Source organism: Escherichia sp. S10b (assembly GCF_028421345.1).
Lineage (GTDB): Bacteria > Pseudomonadota > Gammaproteobacteria > Enterobacterales > Enterobacteriaceae > ECMA0423.
The window spans coordinates 1-18,264 of record NZ_JAHZSO010000169.1; the positions used below are offsets into that span (position 1 = coordinate 1).

Genomic DNA, 18,264 nt, shown 5'->3' on the forward strand with positions numbered 1-18,264 from the left:
GTGGTGTGCGAGTCAGTACCAACGAGTGTATCCGGATAAGCAATCCATTCACCGTCCTGCAATTCACTCCACACTGCTTTGCCGAGATATTCGAGGTTAACCTGATGGCAAATGCCTGTGCCTGGCGGCACGACGCTAAACCGACTGAACGCTTGCTTTCCCCATTTCAGGAACACATAACGTTCGTGGTTGCGCTCCATTTCCAGGCGTACGTTTTCTTCAAATGCCTCATCATCACCAAAACGATCGACGGTCACCGAGTGGTCAATGACCAGGTCGACCGGTGAGAGCGGGTTAACCTTTGCAGTATCGCCGCCGAGGCGTTTAACCGCTTCGCGCATTGCCGCCAGATCAACAACGGCAGGTACGCCGGTAAAGTCCTGCATCAGCACCCTTGCCGGGCGGTAGGCAATTTCACGGTCAGCATGGGCATTTTTCAGCCATCCTGCCAGCGCGTGGATATCCTCTTCGGTAACCGAGTTACCATCCTGCCAGCGCAGCAGGTTTTCGAGCAAAACTTTGAGTGACTTGGGTAGACGGGTGATATCGCCCAGTGATTTAGCAGCAAGCGGCAGGCTGTAGTAGTGGTAAGTTTTATCTTTGGCCTGCAACGTGTCCTTACTGGCTTCTCGTAGGGTTGACGACATAGCTCCTCCTTAATGACAGGGTTGCGAAGCCCTGATTCTCTTCAGGGTGAATATTAAAGATAACACAAACATCGCGTAACGATTTGATAACAACCCAAATTGATAAAAGAGGAGAAACCTTGTGGCAAAGCAAATGACAACCCCGCCGCAGCGGGGTCAGGGATCAGTGAGTAATGATCCAGAGGAGTTCGGCCCAGAAGAGCATCGACAGAGAAAATGCGCCCATCCAGGACCAATATTTCATATTTGTGTTGATCATAGGCTACACCCTTAACGGTTATTACTTTGTGTTGAGATAACTCAACCTGTTATTGCTGCGGTGTATTAAAAGCCCTGTAATTCATTAAAAATGGGTAATAAGAATGATGATAATTATTGTTTCGGCTGATCATCTTCAGCAAACAGTTCTATAAAGGCTTGCTGCTGCGATGTTAGTTGCCAGTCGTCTGGAATAACGACGGAACATTCCCGTTTCGTTTCTGTTTCATTGTCACTATGCTGGCATAATGGTGACGACTCCAGTTGCTCCTGACCGACCATAGTTATCCCCACACTTTCCAAATCAGCAGTGCGACAACCACCCAGAAAAGTGCAGAACCAAGAAAAACCGCCAGCCAGGCTTTACGTTTTAATTCAGGATCGCGGCGGGGTTCCTGATTTCCAGAAGGCATTGCTAACCTCATATAATCGCCATCACTTATCAGCAAGACGTTGAACGATTGGTGTAATTAATTATACGATGAGACAAATCCTAAAGAAACTTTAGTCAAAAATCCAGCGAATTTACGAATCGTCTCCAGTGAATAATTCAATCTTTTGACCTGAAATAGATATTTGAAAACTGGAATTTGCGAGGCGGGTAATTAGACACTACTTTACAGGTAATTTACCCTATAAATATGAGGGATAAAAATATTGTGCACGGTATACAAATAAGTAACAAAAGAGAATATATTCCGGCACCTTCGCTACATAAAAGGTGCCGAAAATAACGCAAGAAATTATTTTTCCGGCAGTTTTATATCTTTAAACATGACCTCAATTTCTTCATTGGAGCGCAATGCGACAGCCGCATCAACGACATCACGCGTTAAATGCGGTGCAAAACGCTGAATGAAATCATACATATAACTGCGCAAAAAAGTACTACGGCGAAAACCAATTTTGGTTGTACTGTGGCTGAAGATATCGTGAGCATCAACGCGCACAAGGTCGGGATCGGCGACCGGATCCACCGCCATGCTGGCAATGACCCCTACCCCCAGCCCTAACCGGACGTAAGTTTTAATGACGTCAGCATCCGTTGCCGTGAAAACGATACGCGGCGTTAACCCTGCGCGGTTAAAGGCAGTATCCAGTTCTGAACGTCCGGTAAAGCCGAAGGTATATGTCACCAACGGATATTGCGCCAGTTCTTCAATGGTAATGGCTTTTTTGCCTGCCAGCGGGTGATCCGGAGTGACTACAATAGCCCGATTCCAGTGGTAGCACGGTAACATCACTAAATCTTCATACAGATGCAGCGCTTCTGTGGCGATAGCGAAATCGGCATTGCCTTTAGAGACGGCATCAGCAATTTGTGTCGGCGAGCCCTGGTGCATATGCAAAGAAACGCGAGGATAACGCTCAATAAAGCCTTTGATGACGTTTGGTAATGCGTAGCGTGCCTGGGTATGCGTGGTGGCGATATACAGCGAGCCTTTATCCGGCCAGGTGTGCTCTCCGGCAACCGATTTTATGGCATCGACTTTCGACAGGACTTCGCGAGCGATACGAATTATTTCTTGTCCTGCTGGCGTTACCTGCGTCAGGTGCTTGCCGCTTCGGGAAAAAATTTGAATGCCTAGCTCGTCTTCCAGCATTCTGACTTGTTTACTGATCCCGGGTTGTGATGTGTAAAGTCCTTCCGCTGTTGATGAGACATTCAGGTTATGATTGACCACCTCAACAATATAGCGAAGTTGTTGTAATTTCATGTTAAACCATCCACTTAGACGCCATCAGAACATCGTTTTTTCGTCACACCTGGCGGGTGACTAATACGATTTAATAATAAAAAAGGTGCTAACTATAACCACTATATCATTTATAGCCTTAGTGTATAGGTGTGAAGAAAAAATAATATGCAATAAAAAAGGGCCGCTTTCGCGACCCTTTGTTTATAAAAACCTGACAGAATTAAAGGTTATTTTTTTCCTTCAACCCATTTGCCATCAACATAAAATGCTGACCAGCCAGTCGCCTTTCCGTCTTTTTCCGAAGAGACATATTGCTGTTTGGTTTTACGGCTAAAGCGAACCATGGTCTTATTACCTTCCGGATCCTGCTGTGGCGCATCGGCCAGATAACGCAGTTTTTCCGGCAGACGGTCGCGGAAGCGATAAAGCTCTTCCACCAGTGGCGCACGCGTTTCACGCGATTTCGGGAAAGTGTTGGCAGCCAGGAACACACCGGCAGCACCGTCACGCAGCACGAAATAAGCATCTGATTTTTCGCACGGCAGCTCAGGTAATGGCACCGGATCTTCTTTCGGTGGTGCCACTTCGCCGTTACGTAAAATCTTACGTGTGTTTTTACACTCTTCGTTGGTGCAGGCCATGTATTTACCGAAACGCCCCATTTTCAGGTGCATTTCAGAGCCACATTTTTCACACTCAACGATCGGGCCGTCATAACCTTTAATGCGGAATTCGCCCTCTTCGATCTCGTAACCGTCGCAGGTTGGGTTATTACCACAGACATGCAACTTACGTTTCGGATCGATGAGATAGCTGTCCATCGCCGTGCCGCATTTCGGGCAACGACGTTTTGCGCGCAGCGCGTTGGTTTCAGCGTCTTCGCCTTCCAGTACGTTCAGCACTTCGTTTTCCGGCACCAGGTTAATGGTGGTTTTGCAACGCTCTTTCGGCGGCAGCGCATAACCAGAACAGCCAAGGAATACCCCGGTGCTCGCTGTGCGAATCCCCATTTTGCGACCACAAGTCGGGCAGTCAATGCTGGTCAGAACCATCTGGTTCGGGCGCATACCACCCTCTTCCGGATCTTTTTCAGCTTTATCTAACTGCTGGGTGAAATCCGAGAAGAAGTGATCCAGTACAGCTTTCCACTCTGCTTCGTGATTTGCCACCTGGTCGAGGCTGTTTTCCATCTGTGCGGTGAAGTCGTAGTTCATTAACTCGCGGAAATTTTCTTCAAGGCGATCGGTGACGATTTCGCCCATTTTTTCCGCATAGAAACGACGATTTTCTACTCGCACGTAGCCACGATCTTGAATGGTCGAAATGATCGACGCATAGGTAGACGGACGACCGATACCGCGTTTTTCCAGCTCTTTAACCAGCGATGCTTCACTGAAACGGGCTGGCGGCTTGGTAAAGTGCTGGGCTGGTGTAAGTTCAACGAGCGTCAGAGCATCGCCTTTATTAACTGCTGGTAAGATGCGATCTTCATCGCCTTTACGCAACGCAGGCATCACTTTTGTCCAGCCATCAAAACGCAAAATACGACCGCGTGCTTTCAGGCGGAAATCGCCCGCACCAACGGTCAGCGTCGTGGAGTCATATTTCGCTGGGGTCATCTGGCAGGCTACGAACTGACGCCAGATTAACTGGTACAGTTTCTGCGCATCTGCTTCCATATCCTTCAGCGATTCCGCCATCACATTGACGTCAGAAGGACGAATCGCTTCGTGCGCTTCCTGTGAGTTTTCTTTGCTGGCGTACTGATTCGGACTTTCCGGCAGATATTTCTTACCAAAATTATCGCTGATATAACCGCGAACCATATTTACCGCGTCCTGACTCAGGTTAGTGGAGTCGGTACGCATGTAAGTGATATAGCCTGCTTCATACAAACGCTGCGCCATCATCATGGTTTTTTTCACGCCAAATCCAAGACGGGTGCTGGCAGCTTGTTGCAGCGTAGAGGTAATAAAAGGAGCGCCAGGTTTACTGGTTGTCGGTTTGTCTTCACGTTCCAGCACGCTGTAGCGCGCTTTTTCCAGCAGACTTACCGCAGCCTGAGTTTGTTCTTTGTTGACCGGACGGAACGGTTTGTCGTTCTGATGAGTCACCTGTAACGCCAACGCTTCACCAGATGGCGTGGTCGTGCTGGCATCGACTTCCCAGAACTCTTCCGGCACGAACGCTTTAATTTCACGCTCACGCTCGACCACCAGGCGAACCGCCACCGACTGCACACGACCGGCAGACAGACCACGAGCGATCTTTTTCCATAGCAGCGGCGAAACCATATACCCCACCACGCGGTCCATAAAGCGACGCGCCTGCTGGGCATTAACACGATCAATATTCAGCTCACCCGGTTTATTAAATGCCTGGCGGATCGCGTTTTTAGTAATTTCGTTAAACACCACTCGGCTATAGCGCGCATCATCACCCCCAATCACTTCCCGCAGGTGCCATGCAATGGCTTCCCCTTCGCGGTCAAGGTCGGTTGCGAGATAGATGTGGTCGGCTTTTTCAGCCAGTTGTTTCAGTTCAGAGACGACCTTCTCTTTACCAGGCAACACTTCATAGTGCGCCTCCCAATTGTGCCACGGGTCAACCCCCATACGGTTGACGAGAGCGCCACGTTCATCCTTTTTAGGCTTTTTAGCCGTCTTGGTGGAGGTAGAGTCGGCACTCTTTTTGGCAGCTGAGCCACTGGTCGGCAAATCGCGGATGTGACCGACGCTGGATTTCACCACGTAGTCACTACCCAGATACTTGTTGATCGTTTTGGCTTTTGCCGGGGACTCAACGATGACAAGAGCTTTACCCATATTCACCTTACCTAATTTGATTCTTCCAGGAATGCGTCGCACGTTGATAAACCTTCCACTGGCAACGAGTTACCGATATGGACTCGTTCTCTGCGGATATCAACCCCTTGTCGTGACTCTGTTCACGAAAATTCAGGTGACTGAGTTAACAGGTCTTGGCCTACAGGCGCTATAGCACGACGGAATTTTGGTCGAATGTCAAGCAAATCTATTGCCAGATTGACGAAAGCGTCACACTGTACCTGATAAAATCCGATACGCAACTTTATTAGCATGCAAAATCCAAAGTTGCCAGTAAGGCGCTCTTGCCACCAGCGTGGTATATTTGTCTGCAAGCCATGCCTGGCGTAGACTAATGTCCTTGTTTAAGGAGTAAATAATGAACAAAGAGACACAACCCATCGACCGCGAAACGCTGTTGAAAGAGGCCAACAAAATCATTCGTGAGCATGAGGATACGCTCGCAGGGATTGAAGCCACCGGCGTCACGCAGCGTAATGGCGTGCTGGTATTTACCGGCGACTACTTTTTAGATGAACAAGGATTGCCAACAGCCAAAAGCACCGCGGTGTTTAATATGTTCAAACACCTGGCCCATGTGCTTTCAGAAAAATATCATCTGGTTGATTAAAGCAAAACGCGAGGTCTTAGCCTCGCGTTTGTCTTTTACATCAATGGCTTTTGACCCCGCTGCCACCAGCGTAGCAACAATCGATCGGCGCTCTCTGCCGCGCTGCCGGTGAATCGGTCAATGAGTCGTTTACGCTGCATATAGCGTACATTAACCACTTCACGGCCTTCCATCAGGCTAAGAATAACTTCATCACTGGTGTTGATTTCATCAACCAGGCCTTTCTCTACCGCCTGTTGTCCGTACCAGTGTTCACCCGTTGCCACCTGTTCAATATCCAGAGACGGACGCATACGCTTCACAAAATCTTTAAACAACTGATGCGTTTCGTTCAACTCTTCGCGGAATTTCTCCCGCCCTTCTTCGGTATTTTCACCCAGCAACGTCAGAGTACGCTTATACTGCCCGGCAGTGTGCAGTTCGATATCAATATCTTTGCTTTTCAGGAAGCGGTTAAAGTTGGGCATTTGCGCCACCACCCCAATGGAACCCACAATAGCAAACGGTGCGGAAACAATTTTGTCCGCCACACAGGCCATCATGTAACCGCCGCTGGCAGCGACTTTGTCTACCGTAACAGTTAAAGGAATGTTTTTATCACGCAGACGCTGCAGCTGCGAAGCCGCCAACCCGTAACCATGCACCATGCCACCAGGGCTTTCCAGACGTAGCACAACCTGATCCTGCGGTTTGAATGCTGCGAGTACAGCCGTTATCTCTTCACGTAGCGAGTTCACTTCATGGGCGTCCATGCTGCCTTTAAAATCCAGCACCCAGACGCGAGGTTTACTGTCAGTTGCCACCTCGCCCAGTTTGGCTTTCGCTTTTGCTGCTTTCGCTTTTGCTGCTTTCGCTTCTTGCTTGTGCTTTTTCTTCTGCGCTTTGTGCCACTGTTTTTGCTGATGTGAGTCCATCAGCGCCGCGGCCAGTTCTTCTTTCATCTCCTTATACTGTTCGCTGAGATTGTTGACCCGTAACTCGCCACGCTGGCGTTTATTACGTTGAGCAACATTGACAATAATGGCGGCAATCGCCGCAATCGCTAGCACAACGGTAACGATTTTCGCCAAAAACAAACCATATTCAGACAACAATTCCACGAGTCCCCACCTTGGTTAAACAACGCTTTGGCTCACAGTTTACAACAGGCATGTTAAGCCGTCTCGCAGAGATGTTATTGCAGCGAAAGTATGACAAAGTATCCATTTTGCGGTGTTATCGCCCCAGGCTGATTGAAATGCCCTTCTGTTTCAGGCATAAAGCCCCAAAGTCATAAAGTACACTGGCAGCGCGACAGACAACGTCGTTGAGGAGTAGCCATGCATTACCAGCCAAAACAAGATTTACTCAATGATCGCATTATCCTGGTGACGGGAGCCAGCGATGGGATTGGCCGTGAAGCCGCGATGACGTATGCACGCTATGGTGCGACAGTGATTCTGTTGGGCCGTAATGAAGAAAAATTACGTCAGGTAGCCAGCCACATAAACGAAGAAACTGGACGTCAGCCACAGTGGTTTATTCTCGATTTGCTGACCTGCACGTCCGAAGATTGCCAACAACTGGCACAGCGCATTGTCGTTAATTATCCGCGTCTGGATGGTGTTTTGCATAATGCCGGATTGCTCGGCGATATTTGCCCAATGAGCGAACAAAATCCGCAGGTCTGGCAGGACGTCATGCAGGTCAACGTTAATGCCACCTTTATGCTCACCCAGGCACTGCTTCCTTTATTACTCAAATCGGACGCCGGTTCACTGGTCTTTACTTCATCAAGCGTTGGACGTCAGGGACGAGCTAACTGGGGTGCATATGCAGCGTCGAAATTTGCCACCGAAGGGATGATGCAGGTACTGGCCGATGAATATCAGCAGCGCCTGCGCGTCAACTGCATTAACCCAGGCGGTACGCGCACCGCAATGCGCGCAAGCGCCTTCCCGACCGAAGATCCACAGAAACTTAAAACACCCGCTGATATCATGCCGCTCTACCTCTGGCTGATGGGCGATGACAGCCGCCGTAAAACCGGCATGACCTTTGACGCCCAACCGGGCCGTAAACCAGGAATTTCCCAATGAGTGATGAACGCTACCAACAGCGTCAGCAGCGAGTGAAAGAAAAAGTAGATGCTCGTGTGGCCCAGGCCCAGGATGAACGCGGTATTATCATCGTCTTTACCGGCAATGGAAAAGGCAAAACCACCGCGGCATTTGGTACGGCAACACGCGCAGTTGGTCACGGAAAAAAAGTGGGCGTCGTGCAGTTTATTAAAGGCACCTGGCCTAATGGCGAACGCAATCTGCTGGAGCCACATGGCGTTGAGTTTCAGGTGATGGCAACGGGCTTTACCTGGGATACACAAAACCGCGAGTCTGATACCGCCGCCTGCCGCGAAGTCTGGCAACATGCAAAGCGGATGCTTGCTGATTCCTCACTGGATATGGTTTTGCTTGATGAACTGACGTATATGGTGGCGTATGACTATTTGCCACTGGAAGAAGTGGTGCAGGCGTTAAATGAACGTCCACATCAACAGACGGTGATTATCACGGGTCGAGGCTGTCATCGGGATATTCTTGAACTGGCGGATACGGTAAGTGAGCTGCGCCCCATCAAACATGCGTTTGATGCCGGTGTTAAGGCGCAAATAGGGATTGATTATTAATCTGTAAAAATGCCGGATATGACGTCCGGCATACTTTGATTAACCGTTATTACGCCCGCCAGAACGACGACCGCCGCTCACCTGACTGTGACGTTTCACCGCACGACGAATCTGATTAGCCTTCATGCGACGACGGTCTTTTTCTACAGCGACTTTAGAGCTGGTTTCTGGCGGAAGCTCCACCAGTTCGCGCAGATAGTTAGTCTGGGCGAGGTCCAGCTCCGTCCAGCCACCGCGTGGCAGACCTTTTGGCAGTGGGATATCACCGTAACGAACACGGATCAGGCGGCTCACCTGCACACCAACCGCTTCCCACAGACGACGAACTTCACGGTTACGGCCTTCGGTCAGAGTCACGTTGTACCACTGGTTGATCCCTTCGCCGCCGCTGAACTTGATGGTTTTAAAAGCTGCCGGACCATCTTCCAGTTGCACGCCACGACTCAAATCACGCAGTTTCGCGTCGTCAACCTGACCAAATACACGCACGGCGTATTCACGTTCAACTTCACGGCTTGGATGCATTAAACGGTTTGCCAGTTCACCATCGGTGGTGAACAGCAGCAGACCACAGGTGTTAACGTCCAGACGACCTACGGCAATCCAGCGTGCGCCACGCAGCTTTGGCAGACGGTCAAACACCGTCGGACGCCCTTCCGGATCGTTACGGGTACACAACTCACCTTCCGGTTTGTAATAGGCCAGAACGCGACAAATTTGTTCAGCGGACTCACGTACCGAAATCAGATGACCATCGATACGAATTTTCAGCCCAGGGGTAACTTCAACGCGATCGCCGAGTTTAGCAATTTTGCCATCAACACTCACACGACCGGCTTCAATAATAGATTCGATTTCACGGCGGGAGCCGTGGCCAGCGCGGGCCAGCACTTTCTGTAATTTTTCGCTCATAGAGCTTCCTTTTGGTGTCGCCTTCACAGGCGTCGAACAGGAGAATCAATGGCGCCGTATAGCGCCATTTTAAGGCCGCGTAGTATACAGAGTTACGCACTTATAAGAAAGGCTTCACATCACCTACGCCTTCACGCACCACGACCGGCGTATCATCGGTAAGATCAATAACCGTTGTCGGTTTCTGTCCGAGATAGCCGCCGTGGATAATCAAATCCACCTGTTTTTCCAGACGGTCTTTAATTTCTTCGGGATCGGATTCGGTAAATTCGCTGCCTGGCAGCATTAGCGAAGTGGAAAGCATCGGTTCGCCCAGTGCTTCAAGCAACGCCTGCGCAATCGGGTTAGAAGGCACACGCATACCGATGGTTTTGCGTTTTTCCTGCAACAGACGGCGTGGCACTTCCTTCGTCCCCTTCAAGATGAAGGTATAGTTGCCCGGCGTGTTGTTTTTCATTAAACGAAACGCAACGTTATCAACAAATGAATAGGTCGAGAGTTCAGAAAGATCGCGACACATCAGGGTAAAGTTGTGACCGTCCGGCAGCTGGCGAATACGACAAATACGCTCCATCGCGTTTTTATCTTCAATTTTACAGCCGAGCGCATAGCCGGAATCAGTTGGATAAACAATCACCCCGCCTTTACGCACGATCTCCACCGCCTGGTTGATCAGACGTTGCTGTGGGTTATCAGGATGAATATAAAAAAACTGGCTCATAATTCCCTCTCTGTGGTGTTCTGCGGCTGTTCCCATAGCTGCCAGACGCCTTCAACGCCTGCGGGCAGCCAGAGTTTACGACCCAGTTCGATCCACGGGCATGGCTGATGAAAATCAGATCCTTGTGATGCCCATAAATGATGCTGACGCGCAAGGGCCGCCAGCTGGGTACGTTCATTGGGCGATTGCTGGCACTGCGCGACTTCCATCGCGTCACCGTGGTGTTCGGCAAAATGCGCAACCAATCTTTTCAGCCATTTAGCACTAAGATTGTACCGCCCAGGATGAGCTAGCACCGCCTTACCGCCAGAATGATGAATGACATCAATAGCTTGTTCTATTGTACACCACTGTGGCGGAACGTATCCGGTTTTCCCGCGCGCCAGATACTTTTTAAAGACATCCGCCATTGAACTGGCTTTGCCGCACTCAACAAGGAAACGCGCAAAATGACCGCGCGTCACTGCGCCGCCCTGCGCCAGTCGTTGTGCGCCTTCCAGCGCCCCAGGTATTTGCGCTTTTTCAAGTCTTTCGGCAATCAGCTGCGCCCGCTGATTGCGCCGTTCTGTCTGCTGCGCGAGGAACTCACACATTAGCGGATGAGTAATATCAATATTCAGCCCGACAATATGAATTTCATGATTTTCCCAGACCGTGGAAATTTCCACGCCGGGAATAAGATTCAGCGCCAGTCCCGAACGTGAAATTTCCTCTCTTGCTGGCGCGATTGCAGCTGTGGTGTCATGGTCGGTGATCGCCAGGGTGCCGACGCGCATCTCGACTGCACGGTGCACCAATGCTTCTGGCGTCAGGCAGCCATCGGAAGCTGTGGTATGGCTGTGCAGGTCGTAAATCACTGCGTAATTCGTGTCGCTCAAGGCGCACTCCCGTTCTGGATAATGTTTTTTGCGCCGACATCATAACGGTTCTGGCAAATATTCTGAAATGAGCTGTTGACAATTAATCATCGAACTAGTTAACTAGTACGCAAGTTCACGTAAAAAGGGTATCGACAATGAAAGCAATTTTCGTACTGAAAGGTTGGTGGCGCACTTCCTGAAACGGGCAGTGTATTCACCATGCGTAAAGCAATCAGATACCCAGCCCGCCTAATGAGCGGGCTTTTTTTTGAACAAAATTAGAGAATAACAATGCAAACACAAAAACCGACTCTCGAACTGCTAACCTGCGAAGGCGCTTATCGCGACAATCCCACCGCGCTTTTTCACCAGTTGTGTGGGGATCGTCCGGCAACGCTGCTGCTGGAATCCGCAGATATCGACAGCAAAGATGATTTAAAAAGCCTGCTGCTGGTAGACAGTGCGCTGCGCATTACAGCTTTAGGTGACACTGTCACAATCCAGGCACTTTCCGGCAACGGCGAAGCCCTGCTGACACTACTGGATAACGCCCTGCCTGCGGGTGTGGAAAATGAACAATTACCAAACTGCCGTGTGCTGCGCTTCCCCCCTGTCAGTCCACTGCTGGATGAAGACGCTCGCTTATGCTCCCTTTCGGTTTTTGACGCTTTCCGTTTATTGCAGAATCTGTTGAATGTACCGAAGGAAGAACGAGAAGCAATGTTCTTCGGCGGCCTGTTCTCTTATGACCTTGTGGCGGGATTTGAAGATTTACCGCAACTGTCAGCGGAAAATAACTGCCCTGATTTCTGTTTTTATCTCGCTGAAACTCTGATGGTGATTGACCATCAGAAAAAAAGCACCCGTATTCAGGCCAGCCTGTTTGCTCCGAATGAAGAAGAAAAACAACGTCTCACTGCTCGCCTGAACGAACTACGTCAGCAACTGACCGAAGCCGCGCCGCCGCTGCCGGTGGTTTCCGTGCCGCATATGCGTTGTGAATGTAATCAGAGCGATGAAGAGTTCGGTGGCGTAGTGCGTTTGTTGCAAAAAGCGATTCGCGCTGGAGAAATTTTCCAGGTGGTGCCATCTCGCCGTTTCTCTCTGCCCTGCCCGTCACCGCTGGCGGCCTATTACGTGCTGAAAAAGAGTAATCCCAGCCCGTACATGTTTTTTATGCAGGATAATGATTTCACCCTGTTTGGCGCGTCGCCGGAAAGTTCGCTCAAGTATGACGCCACCAGCCGCCAGATTGAGATCTACCCGATTGCCGGAACACGTCCACGCGGTCGTCGTGCCGATGGCTCGCTGGACAGAGACCTCGACAGCCGCATCGAACTGGAAATGCGTACCGATCATAAAGAGCTTTCTGAACATCTGATGCTGGTGGATCTTGCCCGTAATGATCTGGCACGCATTTGCACCCCCGGCAGCCGCTACGTCGCCGACCTCACCAAAGTTGACCGTTACTCTTACGTGATGCACCTGGTCTCCCGCGTGGTCGGTGAGCTGCGCCACGATCTCGACGCCCTACACGCTTACCGCGCCTGTATGAATATGGGGACGTTAAGCGGTGCGCCGAAAGTGCGCGCCATGCAGTTAATTGCCGAGGCGGAAGGTCGTCGCCGCGGCAGCTACGGCGGCGCGGTAGGTTATTTCACCGCGCACGGCGATCTCGACACCTGCATTGTGATCCGCTCGGCGCTGGTGGAAAACGGTATCGCCACCGTGCAAGCCGGTGCTGGCGTAGTCCTTGATTCTATTCCGCAGTCGGAAGCCGACGAAACCCGTAATAAAGCCCGCGCTGTACTGCGCGCTATTGCCACCGCGCATCATGCACAGGAGACTTTCTGATGGCTGACATACTGCTGCTCGATAATATCGACTCTTTTACGTACAACCTGGCAGATCAGTTGCGCAGCAATGGGCATAACGTGGTGATTTACCGCAACCATATTCCGGCGCAGACCTTAATTGAACGCCTGGCGACCATGAGCAATCCGGTACTGATGCTTTCTCCTGGCCCCGGTGTGCCGAGCGAAGCCGGTTGTATGCCGGAACTCCTCACCCGCTTGCGTGGCAAGCTGCCCATTATTGGCATTTGCCTCGGACATCAGGCAATTGTCGAAGCTTACGGGGGCTATGTCGGTCAGGCGGGCGAAATTCTTCACGGTAAAGCGTCGAGCATTGAACATGACGGTCAGGCGATGTTTGCCGGATTAACAAACCCGCTGCCGGTGGCGCGTTATCACTCGCTGGTTGGCAGTAACATTCCGGCCGGTTTAACCATCAACGCCCATTTTAATGGCATGGTGATGGCAGTACGTCACGATGCGGATCGCGTTTGTGGATTCCAGTTCCATCCGGAATCCATTCTCACCACCCAGGGCGCTCGCCTGCTGGAACAAACGCTGGCCTGGGCGCAGCAGAAACTAGAGCCAGCCAACACGCTGCAACCGATTCTGGAAAAACTGTATCAGGCGCAGACGCTTAGCCAACAAGAAAGCCACCAGCTGTTTTCAGCGGTGGTGCGTGGCGAGCTGAAGCCGGAACAACTGGCGGCGGCGCTGGTGAGCATGAAAATTCGCGGTGAGCACCCGAACGAGATCGCCGGGGCAGCAACCGCGCTACTGGAAAACGCAGCGCCGTTCCCGCGCCCGGATTATCTGTTTGCTGATATCGTCGGTACTGGCGGTGACGGCAGCAACAGTATCAATATTTCTACCGCCAGTGCGTTTGTCGCCGCGGCCTGTGGGCTGAAAGTGGCGAAACACGGCAACCGTAGCGTCTCCAGTAAATCTGGTTCGTCCGATCTGCTGGCGGCGTTCGGTATTAATCTTGATATGAACGCCGATAAATCGCGCCAGGCGCTGGATGAGTTAGGCGTATGTTTCCTCTTTGCACCGAAATATCACACCGGATTTCGCCATGCAATGCCGGTTCGCCAGCAACTAAAAACCCGCACCCTGTTCAATGTGCTGGGGCCATTGATTAACCCGGCGCATCCGCCGCTGGCGTTAATTGGTGTTTATAGTCCGGAACTGGTGCTGCCGATTGCCGAAACCTTGCGCGTGCTGGGGTATCAACGCGCGGCGGTGGTGCACAGCGGCGGGATGGATGAAGTTTCATTACACGCGCCGACAATCGTTGCCGAGCTGCATGACGGCGAAATTAAGAGCTATCAATTGACCGCTGAAGATTTTGGCCTGACACCCTACCACCAGGAGCAACTGGCAGGCGGAACACCGGAAGAAAACCGTGACATTTTAACACGTTTGTTACAAGGTAAAGGCGACGCCGCCCATGAAGCAGCCGTCGCTGCGAACGTCGCCATGTTAATGCGCCTGCATGGCCATGAAGATCTGCAAGCCAATGCGCAAACCGTTCTTGAGGTACTGCGCAGTGGTTCCGCTTACGACAGAGTTACCGCGCTGGCGGCACGAGGGTAAATGATGCAAACCGTTTTAGCGAAAATCGTCGCAGACAAGGCGATTTGGGTAGAAACCCGCAAACAGCAGCAACCGCTGGCCAGTTTTCAGAATGAGGTTCAGCCGAGCACGCGACATTTTTATGATGCGCTACAGGGTGCGCGCACGGCGTTTATTCTGGAGTGCAAGAAAGCGTCGCCGTCAAAAGGCGTGATCCGTGATGATTTCGATCCAGCACGCATTGCCGCCATTTATAAACATTACGCTTCGGCAATTTCGGTGCTGACTGATGAGAAATATTTTCAGGGGAGCTTTGATTTCCTCCCCATCGTCAGCCAAATCGCCCCGCAGCCGATTTTATGTAAAGACTTCATTATCGATCCTTACCAGATCTATCTGGCGCGCTATTACCAGGCTGATGCCTGCTTATTAATGCTTTCAGTACTGGATGACGAACAATATCGCCAGCTTGCCGCCGTCGCCCACAGTCTGGAGATGGGTGTGCTGACCGAAGTCAGTAATGAAGAGGAACTGGAGCGTGCCATTGCATTGGGGGCAAAGGTCGTTGGCATCAACAACCGCGATCTGCGGGATTTGTCGATTGATCTCAACCGTACCCGCGAGCTTGCGCCGAAACTGGGGCACAACGTAACGGTAATCAGCGAATCCGGCATCAATACTTACGCTCAGGTGCGCGAGTTAAGCCACTTCGCTAACGGTTTTCTGATTGGTTCGGCGTTGATGGCCCATGACGATTTGCACGCCGCCGTGCGCCGGGTGTTGCTGGGTGAGAATAAAGTATGTGGCCTGACGCGTGGGCAAGATGCTAAAGCAGCTTATGACGCGGGCGCGATTTACGGTGGGTTGATTTTTGTTGCGACATCACCGCGTTGCGTCAACGTTGAACAGGCGCAGGAAGTGATGGCTGCGGCACCGTTGCAGTATGTTGGCGTGTTCCGCAATCACGATATTGCCGATGTGGTGGACAAAGCTAAGGTGTTATCGCTGGCGGCAGTGCAACTGCATGGTAATGAAGATCAGCTGTATATCGATACGCTGCGTGAAGCTCTGCCAGCACACGTTGCCATCTGGAAAGCATTAAGCGTCGGTGAAACCCTGCCCGCCCGCGAGCTTCAGCACGTTGATAAATATGTTTTAGACAACGGCCAGGGTGGAAGCGGGCAACGTTTCGACTGGTCACTATTAAATGGTCAATCGCTTGGCAACGTTCTGCTGGCGGGGGGCTTAGGCGCAGATAACTGCGTGGAAGCGGCACAAACCGGCTGCACCGGACTTGATTTTAATTCTGCTGTAGAGTCGCAACCGGGCATCAAAGACGCACGTCTTTTGGCCTCGGTTTTCCAGACGCTGCGCGCATATTAAGGAAAGGAACAATGACAACATTACTTAACCCCTATTTTGGTGAGTTTGGCGGCATGTACGTGCCACAAATCCTGATGCCTGCTCTGCGCCAGCTGGAAGAAGCTTTTGTCAGTGCGCAAAAAGATCCTGAATTTCAGGCTCAGTTCAACGACCTGCTGAAAAACTATGCCGGGCGTCCAACCGCGCTGACCAAATGCCAGAACATTACAGCCGGGACGAACACCACTCTGTATCTCAAGCGTGAAGATTTGCTGCACGGCGGCGCGCATAAAACTAACCAGGTGCTCGGTCAGGCTTTACTGGCGAAGCGGATGGGTAAAACCGAAATCATCGCCGAAACCGGTGCCGGTCAGCATGGCGTGGCGTCGGCCCTTGCCAGCGCCCTGCTCGGCCTGAAATGCCGTATTTATATGGGTGCCAAAGACGTAGAACGCCAGTCGCCTAACGTTTTTCGTATGCGCTTAATGGGTGCGGAAGTGATCCCGGTGCATAGCGGTTCCGCGACGCTGAAAGATGCCTGTAACGAGGCGCTGCGCGACTGGTCCGGTAGTTACGAAACCGCGCACTATATGCTGGGCACCGCAGCTGGCCCGCATCCTTATCCGACCATTGTGCGTGAGTTTCAGCGGATGATTGGCGAAGAAACCAAAGCGCAGATTCTGGAAAGAGAAGGTCGCCTGCCGGATGCCGTTATCGCCTGTGTTGGCGGCGGTTCGAATGCCATCGGCATGTTTGCTGATTTCATCAATGAAACCAACGTCGGCCTGATTGGTGTGGAGCCAGGTGGTCACGGTATCGAAACTGGCGAGCACGGCGCACCGTTAAAACATGGTCGCGTGGGCATCTATTTCGGTATGAAAGCGCCGATGATGCAAACCGAAGACGGGCAGATTGAAGAATCTTACTCCATCTCCGCCGGACTGGATTTCCCGTCTGTCGGCCCACAACACGCGTATCTTAACAGCACTGGACGCGCTGATTACGTGTCTATTACCGATGATGAAGCCCTTGAAGCCTTCAAAACGCTGTGCCTGCACGAAGGGATCATCCCGGCGCTGGAATCCTCCCACGCCCTGGCCCATGCGTTGAAAATGATGCGCGAAAACCCGGATAAAGAGCAGCTACTGGTGGTTAACCTTTCCGGTCGCGGCGATAAAGACATCTTCACCGTTCACGATATTTTGAAAGCACGAGGGGAAATCTGATGGAACGCTACGAATCTCTGTTTGCCCAGTTGAAGGAGCGCAAAGAAGGCGCATTCGTTCCTTTCGTCACGCTCGGTGATCCGGGCATTGAGCAGTCATTGAAAATTATCGATACGCTAATTGAAGCCGGTGCTGACGCGCTGGAGTTAGGTATCCCCTTCTCCGACCCACTGGCGGATGGCCCGACGATTCAAAACGCCACTCTGCGCGCCTTTGCGGCAGGTGTGACTCCGGCACAATGTTTTGAAATGCTGGCACTGATTCGCCAGAAACACCCGACCATTCCCATTGGCCTGTTGATGTATGCCAATCTGGTGTTTAACAAAGGCATTGATGAGTTTTATGCCCAGTGCGAAAAAGTCGGCGTCGATTCGGTGCTGGTTGCCGATGTGCCAGTTGAAGAGTCCGCGCCCTTCCGCCAGGCCGCGTTGCGTCATAATGTCGCACCTATCTTCATCTGCCCGCCAAATGCCGATGACGACCTGCTGCGCCAGATAGCCTCTTACGGTCGTGGTTACACCTATTTGCTGTCACGAGCAGGCGTGACCGGCGCAGAAAACCGCGCCGCGTTACCCCTCAATCATCTGGTTGCGAAGCTGAAAGAGTACAACGCTGCACCTCCATTGCAGGGATTTGGTATTTCCGCCCCGGATCAGGTAAAAGCAGCGATTGATGCAGGAGCTGCGGGCGCGATTTCTGGTTCGGCCATTGTTAAAATCATCGAGCAACATATTAATGAGCCAGAGAAAATGCTGGCGGCACTGAAAGTTTTTGTACAACCGATGAAAGCGGCGACGCGCAGTTAATCCCACAGCCGCCAGTTCCGCTGGCGGCATTTTAACTTTCTTTAATGAAGCCGGAAAAATCCTAAATTCATTTAATATTTATCTTTTTACCGTTTCGCTTACCCCGGTCGAACGTCAACTTACGTCATTTTTCCGCCCAACAGTAATATAATCAAACAAATTAATCCCGCAACATAACACCAGTAAAATCAATAATTTTCTCTAAGTCACTTATTCCTCAGGT

General features: G+C 51.3%; 19 protein-coding genes and 1 other annotated feature. Of the genes, 9 read left to right on the forward strand and 10 right to left on the reverse strand.

Translation table 11 applies throughout. The features are described 5' to 3' along the window. From FTE26_RS18045 to topA, 6 genes are all read right to left on the reverse strand, one after another. Window positions 1–647, reverse strand: a 647-nt coding sequence (locus tag FTE26_RS18045; RefSeq protein WP_238909816.1) for an aconitase family protein, incomplete at its 3' end; no start/stop codon positions are given. Window positions 648–810: 163 nt separating this feature from the next. Further along, window positions 811–906, reverse strand: a complete 96-nt coding sequence (gene ymiC / locus FTE26_RS18050; protein ID WP_001310756.1) for a small membrane protein YmiC — start codon at window positions 904–906, stop codon at window positions 811–813. Between the two features lie 113 nt (window positions 907–1,019). Continuing rightward, complete coding sequence (gene yciX, locus FTE26_RS18055) at window positions 1,020–1,187, reverse strand: protein YciX (protein WP_001297116.1); 168 nt, start codon at window positions 1,185–1,187, stop codon at window positions 1,020–1,022. 2 nt (window positions 1,188–1,189) lie between these two features. After that, entirely contained in the window at window positions 1,190–1,330 is a 141-nt protein-coding gene (locus FTE26_RS18060; RefSeq protein ID WP_001300896.1) for a YmiA family putative membrane protein, read from the reverse strand. A 318-nt stretch (window positions 1,331–1,648) separates the two neighbouring features. Next, window positions 1,649–2,623, reverse strand: a complete 975-nt coding sequence (gene cysB, locus FTE26_RS18065; protein WP_000776253.1) for an HTH-type transcriptional regulator CysB — start codon at window positions 2,621–2,623, stop codon at window positions 1,649–1,651. A gap of 209 nt (window positions 2,624–2,832) precedes the next feature. Continuing rightward, the gene (gene topA, locus FTE26_RS18070; RefSeq protein ID WP_001297122.1) at window positions 2,833–5,430 is read right to left on the reverse strand and encodes a type I DNA topoisomerase; all 2,598 of its coding nucleotides are present in this window, start codon (window positions 5,428–5,430) and stop codon (window positions 2,833–2,835) included. 379 nt (window positions 5,431–5,809) lie between these two features. Here topA and FTE26_RS18075 point away from each other — a divergent pair, with 379 nt between their 5' ends. After that, window positions 5,810–6,061: a YciN family protein gene (locus FTE26_RS18075; RefSeq protein WP_001031530.1), complete on the forward strand. Its 252-nt coding sequence runs from the start codon at window positions 5,810–5,812 to the stop codon at window positions 6,059–6,061. A gap of 35 nt (window positions 6,062–6,096) precedes the next feature. On the opposite strand, the gene sohB is transcribed toward FTE26_RS18075, so the two are convergent. Further along, entirely contained in the window at window positions 6,097–7,161 is a 1,065-nt protein-coding gene (sohB, locus tag FTE26_RS18080) for a protease SohB (RefSeq protein WP_000422038.1), read from the reverse strand. A gap of 219 nt (window positions 7,162–7,380) precedes the next feature. Here sohB and FTE26_RS18085 point away from each other — a divergent pair, with 219 nt between their 5' ends. Further along, a complete protein-coding gene (locus FTE26_RS18085; protein WP_000559283.1) occupies window positions 7,381–8,139 on the forward strand; it encodes a YciK family oxidoreductase in 759 nt (252 codons plus the stop codon). Continuing rightward, complete coding sequence (gene cobO, locus FTE26_RS18090) at window positions 8,136–8,726, forward strand: cob(I)yrinic acid a,c-diamide adenosyltransferase (RefSeq protein ID WP_001278904.1); 591 nt, start codon at window positions 8,136–8,138, stop codon at window positions 8,724–8,726. Before FTE26_RS18085 ends, cobO begins: the two co-directional genes overlap by 4 nt. A gap of 39 nt (window positions 8,727–8,765) precedes the next feature. Here the strand turns inward: cobO and rluB are convergent, their stop codons facing one another. The 3 genes from rluB to rnm all read right to left on the reverse strand — a co-directional run bounded on the left by rluB (window position 8,766) and on the right by rnm (window position 11,237). Continuing rightward, window positions 8,766–9,638, reverse strand: coding sequence for a 23S rRNA pseudouridine(2605) synthase RluB (gene rluB, locus FTE26_RS18095; RefSeq protein ID WP_001291216.1), 873 nt, complete (start codon window positions 9,636–9,638; stop codon window positions 8,766–8,768). Between the two features lie 100 nt (window positions 9,639–9,738). Continuing rightward, window positions 9,739–10,359 (reverse strand): L-threonylcarbamoyladenylate synthase, encoded by a 621-nt coding sequence (locus FTE26_RS18100; RefSeq protein WP_001295575.1) that lies wholly within the window; start codon window positions 10,357–10,359, stop codon window positions 9,739–9,741. Beyond that, window positions 10,356–11,237, reverse strand: a complete 882-nt coding sequence (gene rnm / locus FTE26_RS18105; RefSeq protein WP_001285661.1) for an RNase RNM — start codon at window positions 11,235–11,237, stop codon at window positions 10,356–10,358. The genes FTE26_RS18100 and rnm overlap by 4 nt, the downstream gene beginning before the upstream one ends. Window positions 11,238–11,374: 137 nt before the next feature. On the opposite strand from rnm, the gene trpL reads away from it, so the two are divergent. The 6 genes from trpL to trpA all read left to right on the forward strand — a co-directional run bounded on the left by trpL (window position 11,375) and on the right by trpA (window position 18,041). Continuing rightward, entirely contained in the window at window positions 11,375–11,419 is a 45-nt protein-coding gene (trpL, locus tag FTE26_RS18110) for a trp operon leader peptide (RefSeq protein ID WP_001700591.1), read from the forward strand. Then, window positions 11,396–11,489: a sequence feature (Trp leader region), on the forward strand. (Overlaps the previous gene by 24 nt.) Window positions 11,490–11,510: 21 nt before the next feature. Further along, window positions 11,511–13,073, forward strand: a complete 1,563-nt coding sequence (gene trpE / locus FTE26_RS18115) for an anthranilate synthase component I (protein ID WP_001194590.1) — start codon at window positions 11,511–11,513, stop codon at window positions 13,071–13,073. Then, window positions 13,073–14,668 (forward strand): bifunctional anthranilate synthase glutamate amidotransferase component TrpG/anthranilate phosphoribosyltransferase TrpD, encoded by a 1,596-nt coding sequence (gene trpD, locus FTE26_RS18120; RefSeq protein ID WP_000763511.1) that lies wholly within the window; start codon window positions 13,073–13,075, stop codon window positions 14,666–14,668. The genes trpE and trpD overlap by 1 nt, the downstream gene beginning before the upstream one ends. Beyond that, entirely contained in the window at window positions 14,669–16,030 is a 1,362-nt protein-coding gene (trpCF, locus tag FTE26_RS18125; RefSeq protein ID WP_000983909.1) for a bifunctional indole-3-glycerol-phosphate synthase TrpC/phosphoribosylanthranilate isomerase TrpF, read from the forward strand. A gap of 11 nt (window positions 16,031–16,041) precedes the next feature. Next, window positions 16,042–17,235, forward strand: coding sequence for a tryptophan synthase subunit beta (trpB, locus tag FTE26_RS18130; protein ID WP_000209520.1), 1,194 nt, complete (start codon window positions 16,042–16,044; stop codon window positions 17,233–17,235). Further along, window positions 17,235–18,041: a tryptophan synthase subunit alpha gene (gene trpA / locus FTE26_RS18135; RefSeq protein ID WP_000443067.1), complete on the forward strand. Its 807-nt coding sequence runs from the start codon at window positions 17,235–17,237 to the stop codon at window positions 18,039–18,041. The genes trpB and trpA overlap by 1 nt, the downstream gene beginning before the upstream one ends. Window positions 18,042–18,264: the final 223 nt, after the last annotated feature.

Coding starts and splice junctions, on each gene's coding strand:
- cysB (WP_000776253.1), bottom strand. CDS start 2,623: ATGAAATTACAACAACTTCGCTATATTGTTGAGGTGGTCAATCATAAC.
- rluB (WP_001291216.1), bottom strand. CDS start 9,638: ATGAGCGAAAAATTACAGAAAGTGCTGGCCCGCGCTGGCCACGGCTCC.
- FTE26_RS18100 (WP_001295575.1), bottom strand. CDS start 10,359: ATGAGCCAGTTTTTTTATATTCATCCTGATAACCCACAGCAACGTCTG.
- ymiC (WP_001310756.1), bottom strand. CDS start 906: ATGATCAACACAAATATGAAATATTGGTCCTGGATGGGCGCATTTTCT.
- trpB (WP_000209520.1), top strand. CDS start 16,042: ATGACAACATTACTTAACCCCTATTTTGGTGAGTTTGGCGGCATGTAC.
- yciX (WP_001297116.1), bottom strand. CDS start 1,187: ATGGTCGGTCAGGAGCAACTGGAGTCGTCACCATTATGCCAGCATAGT.
- FTE26_RS18075 (WP_001031530.1), top strand. CDS start 5,810: ATGAACAAAGAGACACAACCCATCGACCGCGAAACGCTGTTGAAAGAG.
- trpE (WP_001194590.1), top strand. CDS start 11,511: ATGCAAACACAAAAACCGACTCTCGAACTGCTAACCTGCGAAGGCGCT.
- FTE26_RS18085 (WP_000559283.1), top strand. CDS start 7,381: ATGCATTACCAGCCAAAACAAGATTTACTCAATGATCGCATTATCCTG.
- cobO (WP_001278904.1), top strand. CDS start 8,136: ATGAGTGATGAACGCTACCAACAGCGTCAGCAGCGAGTGAAAGAAAAA.
- trpA (WP_000443067.1), top strand. CDS start 17,235: ATGGAACGCTACGAATCTCTGTTTGCCCAGTTGAAGGAGCGCAAAGAA.
- topA (WP_001297122.1), bottom strand. CDS start 5,430: ATGGGTAAAGCTCTTGTCATCGTTGAGTCCCCGGCAAAAGCCAAAACG.
- FTE26_RS18060 (WP_001300896.1), bottom strand. CDS start 1,330: ATGAGGTTAGCAATGCCTTCTGGAAATCAGGAACCCCGCCGCGATCCT.
- trpCF (WP_000983909.1), top strand. CDS start 14,669: ATGATGCAAACCGTTTTAGCGAAAATCGTCGCAGACAAGGCGATTTGG.
- trpD (WP_000763511.1), top strand. CDS start 13,073: ATGGCTGACATACTGCTGCTCGATAATATCGACTCTTTTACGTACAAC.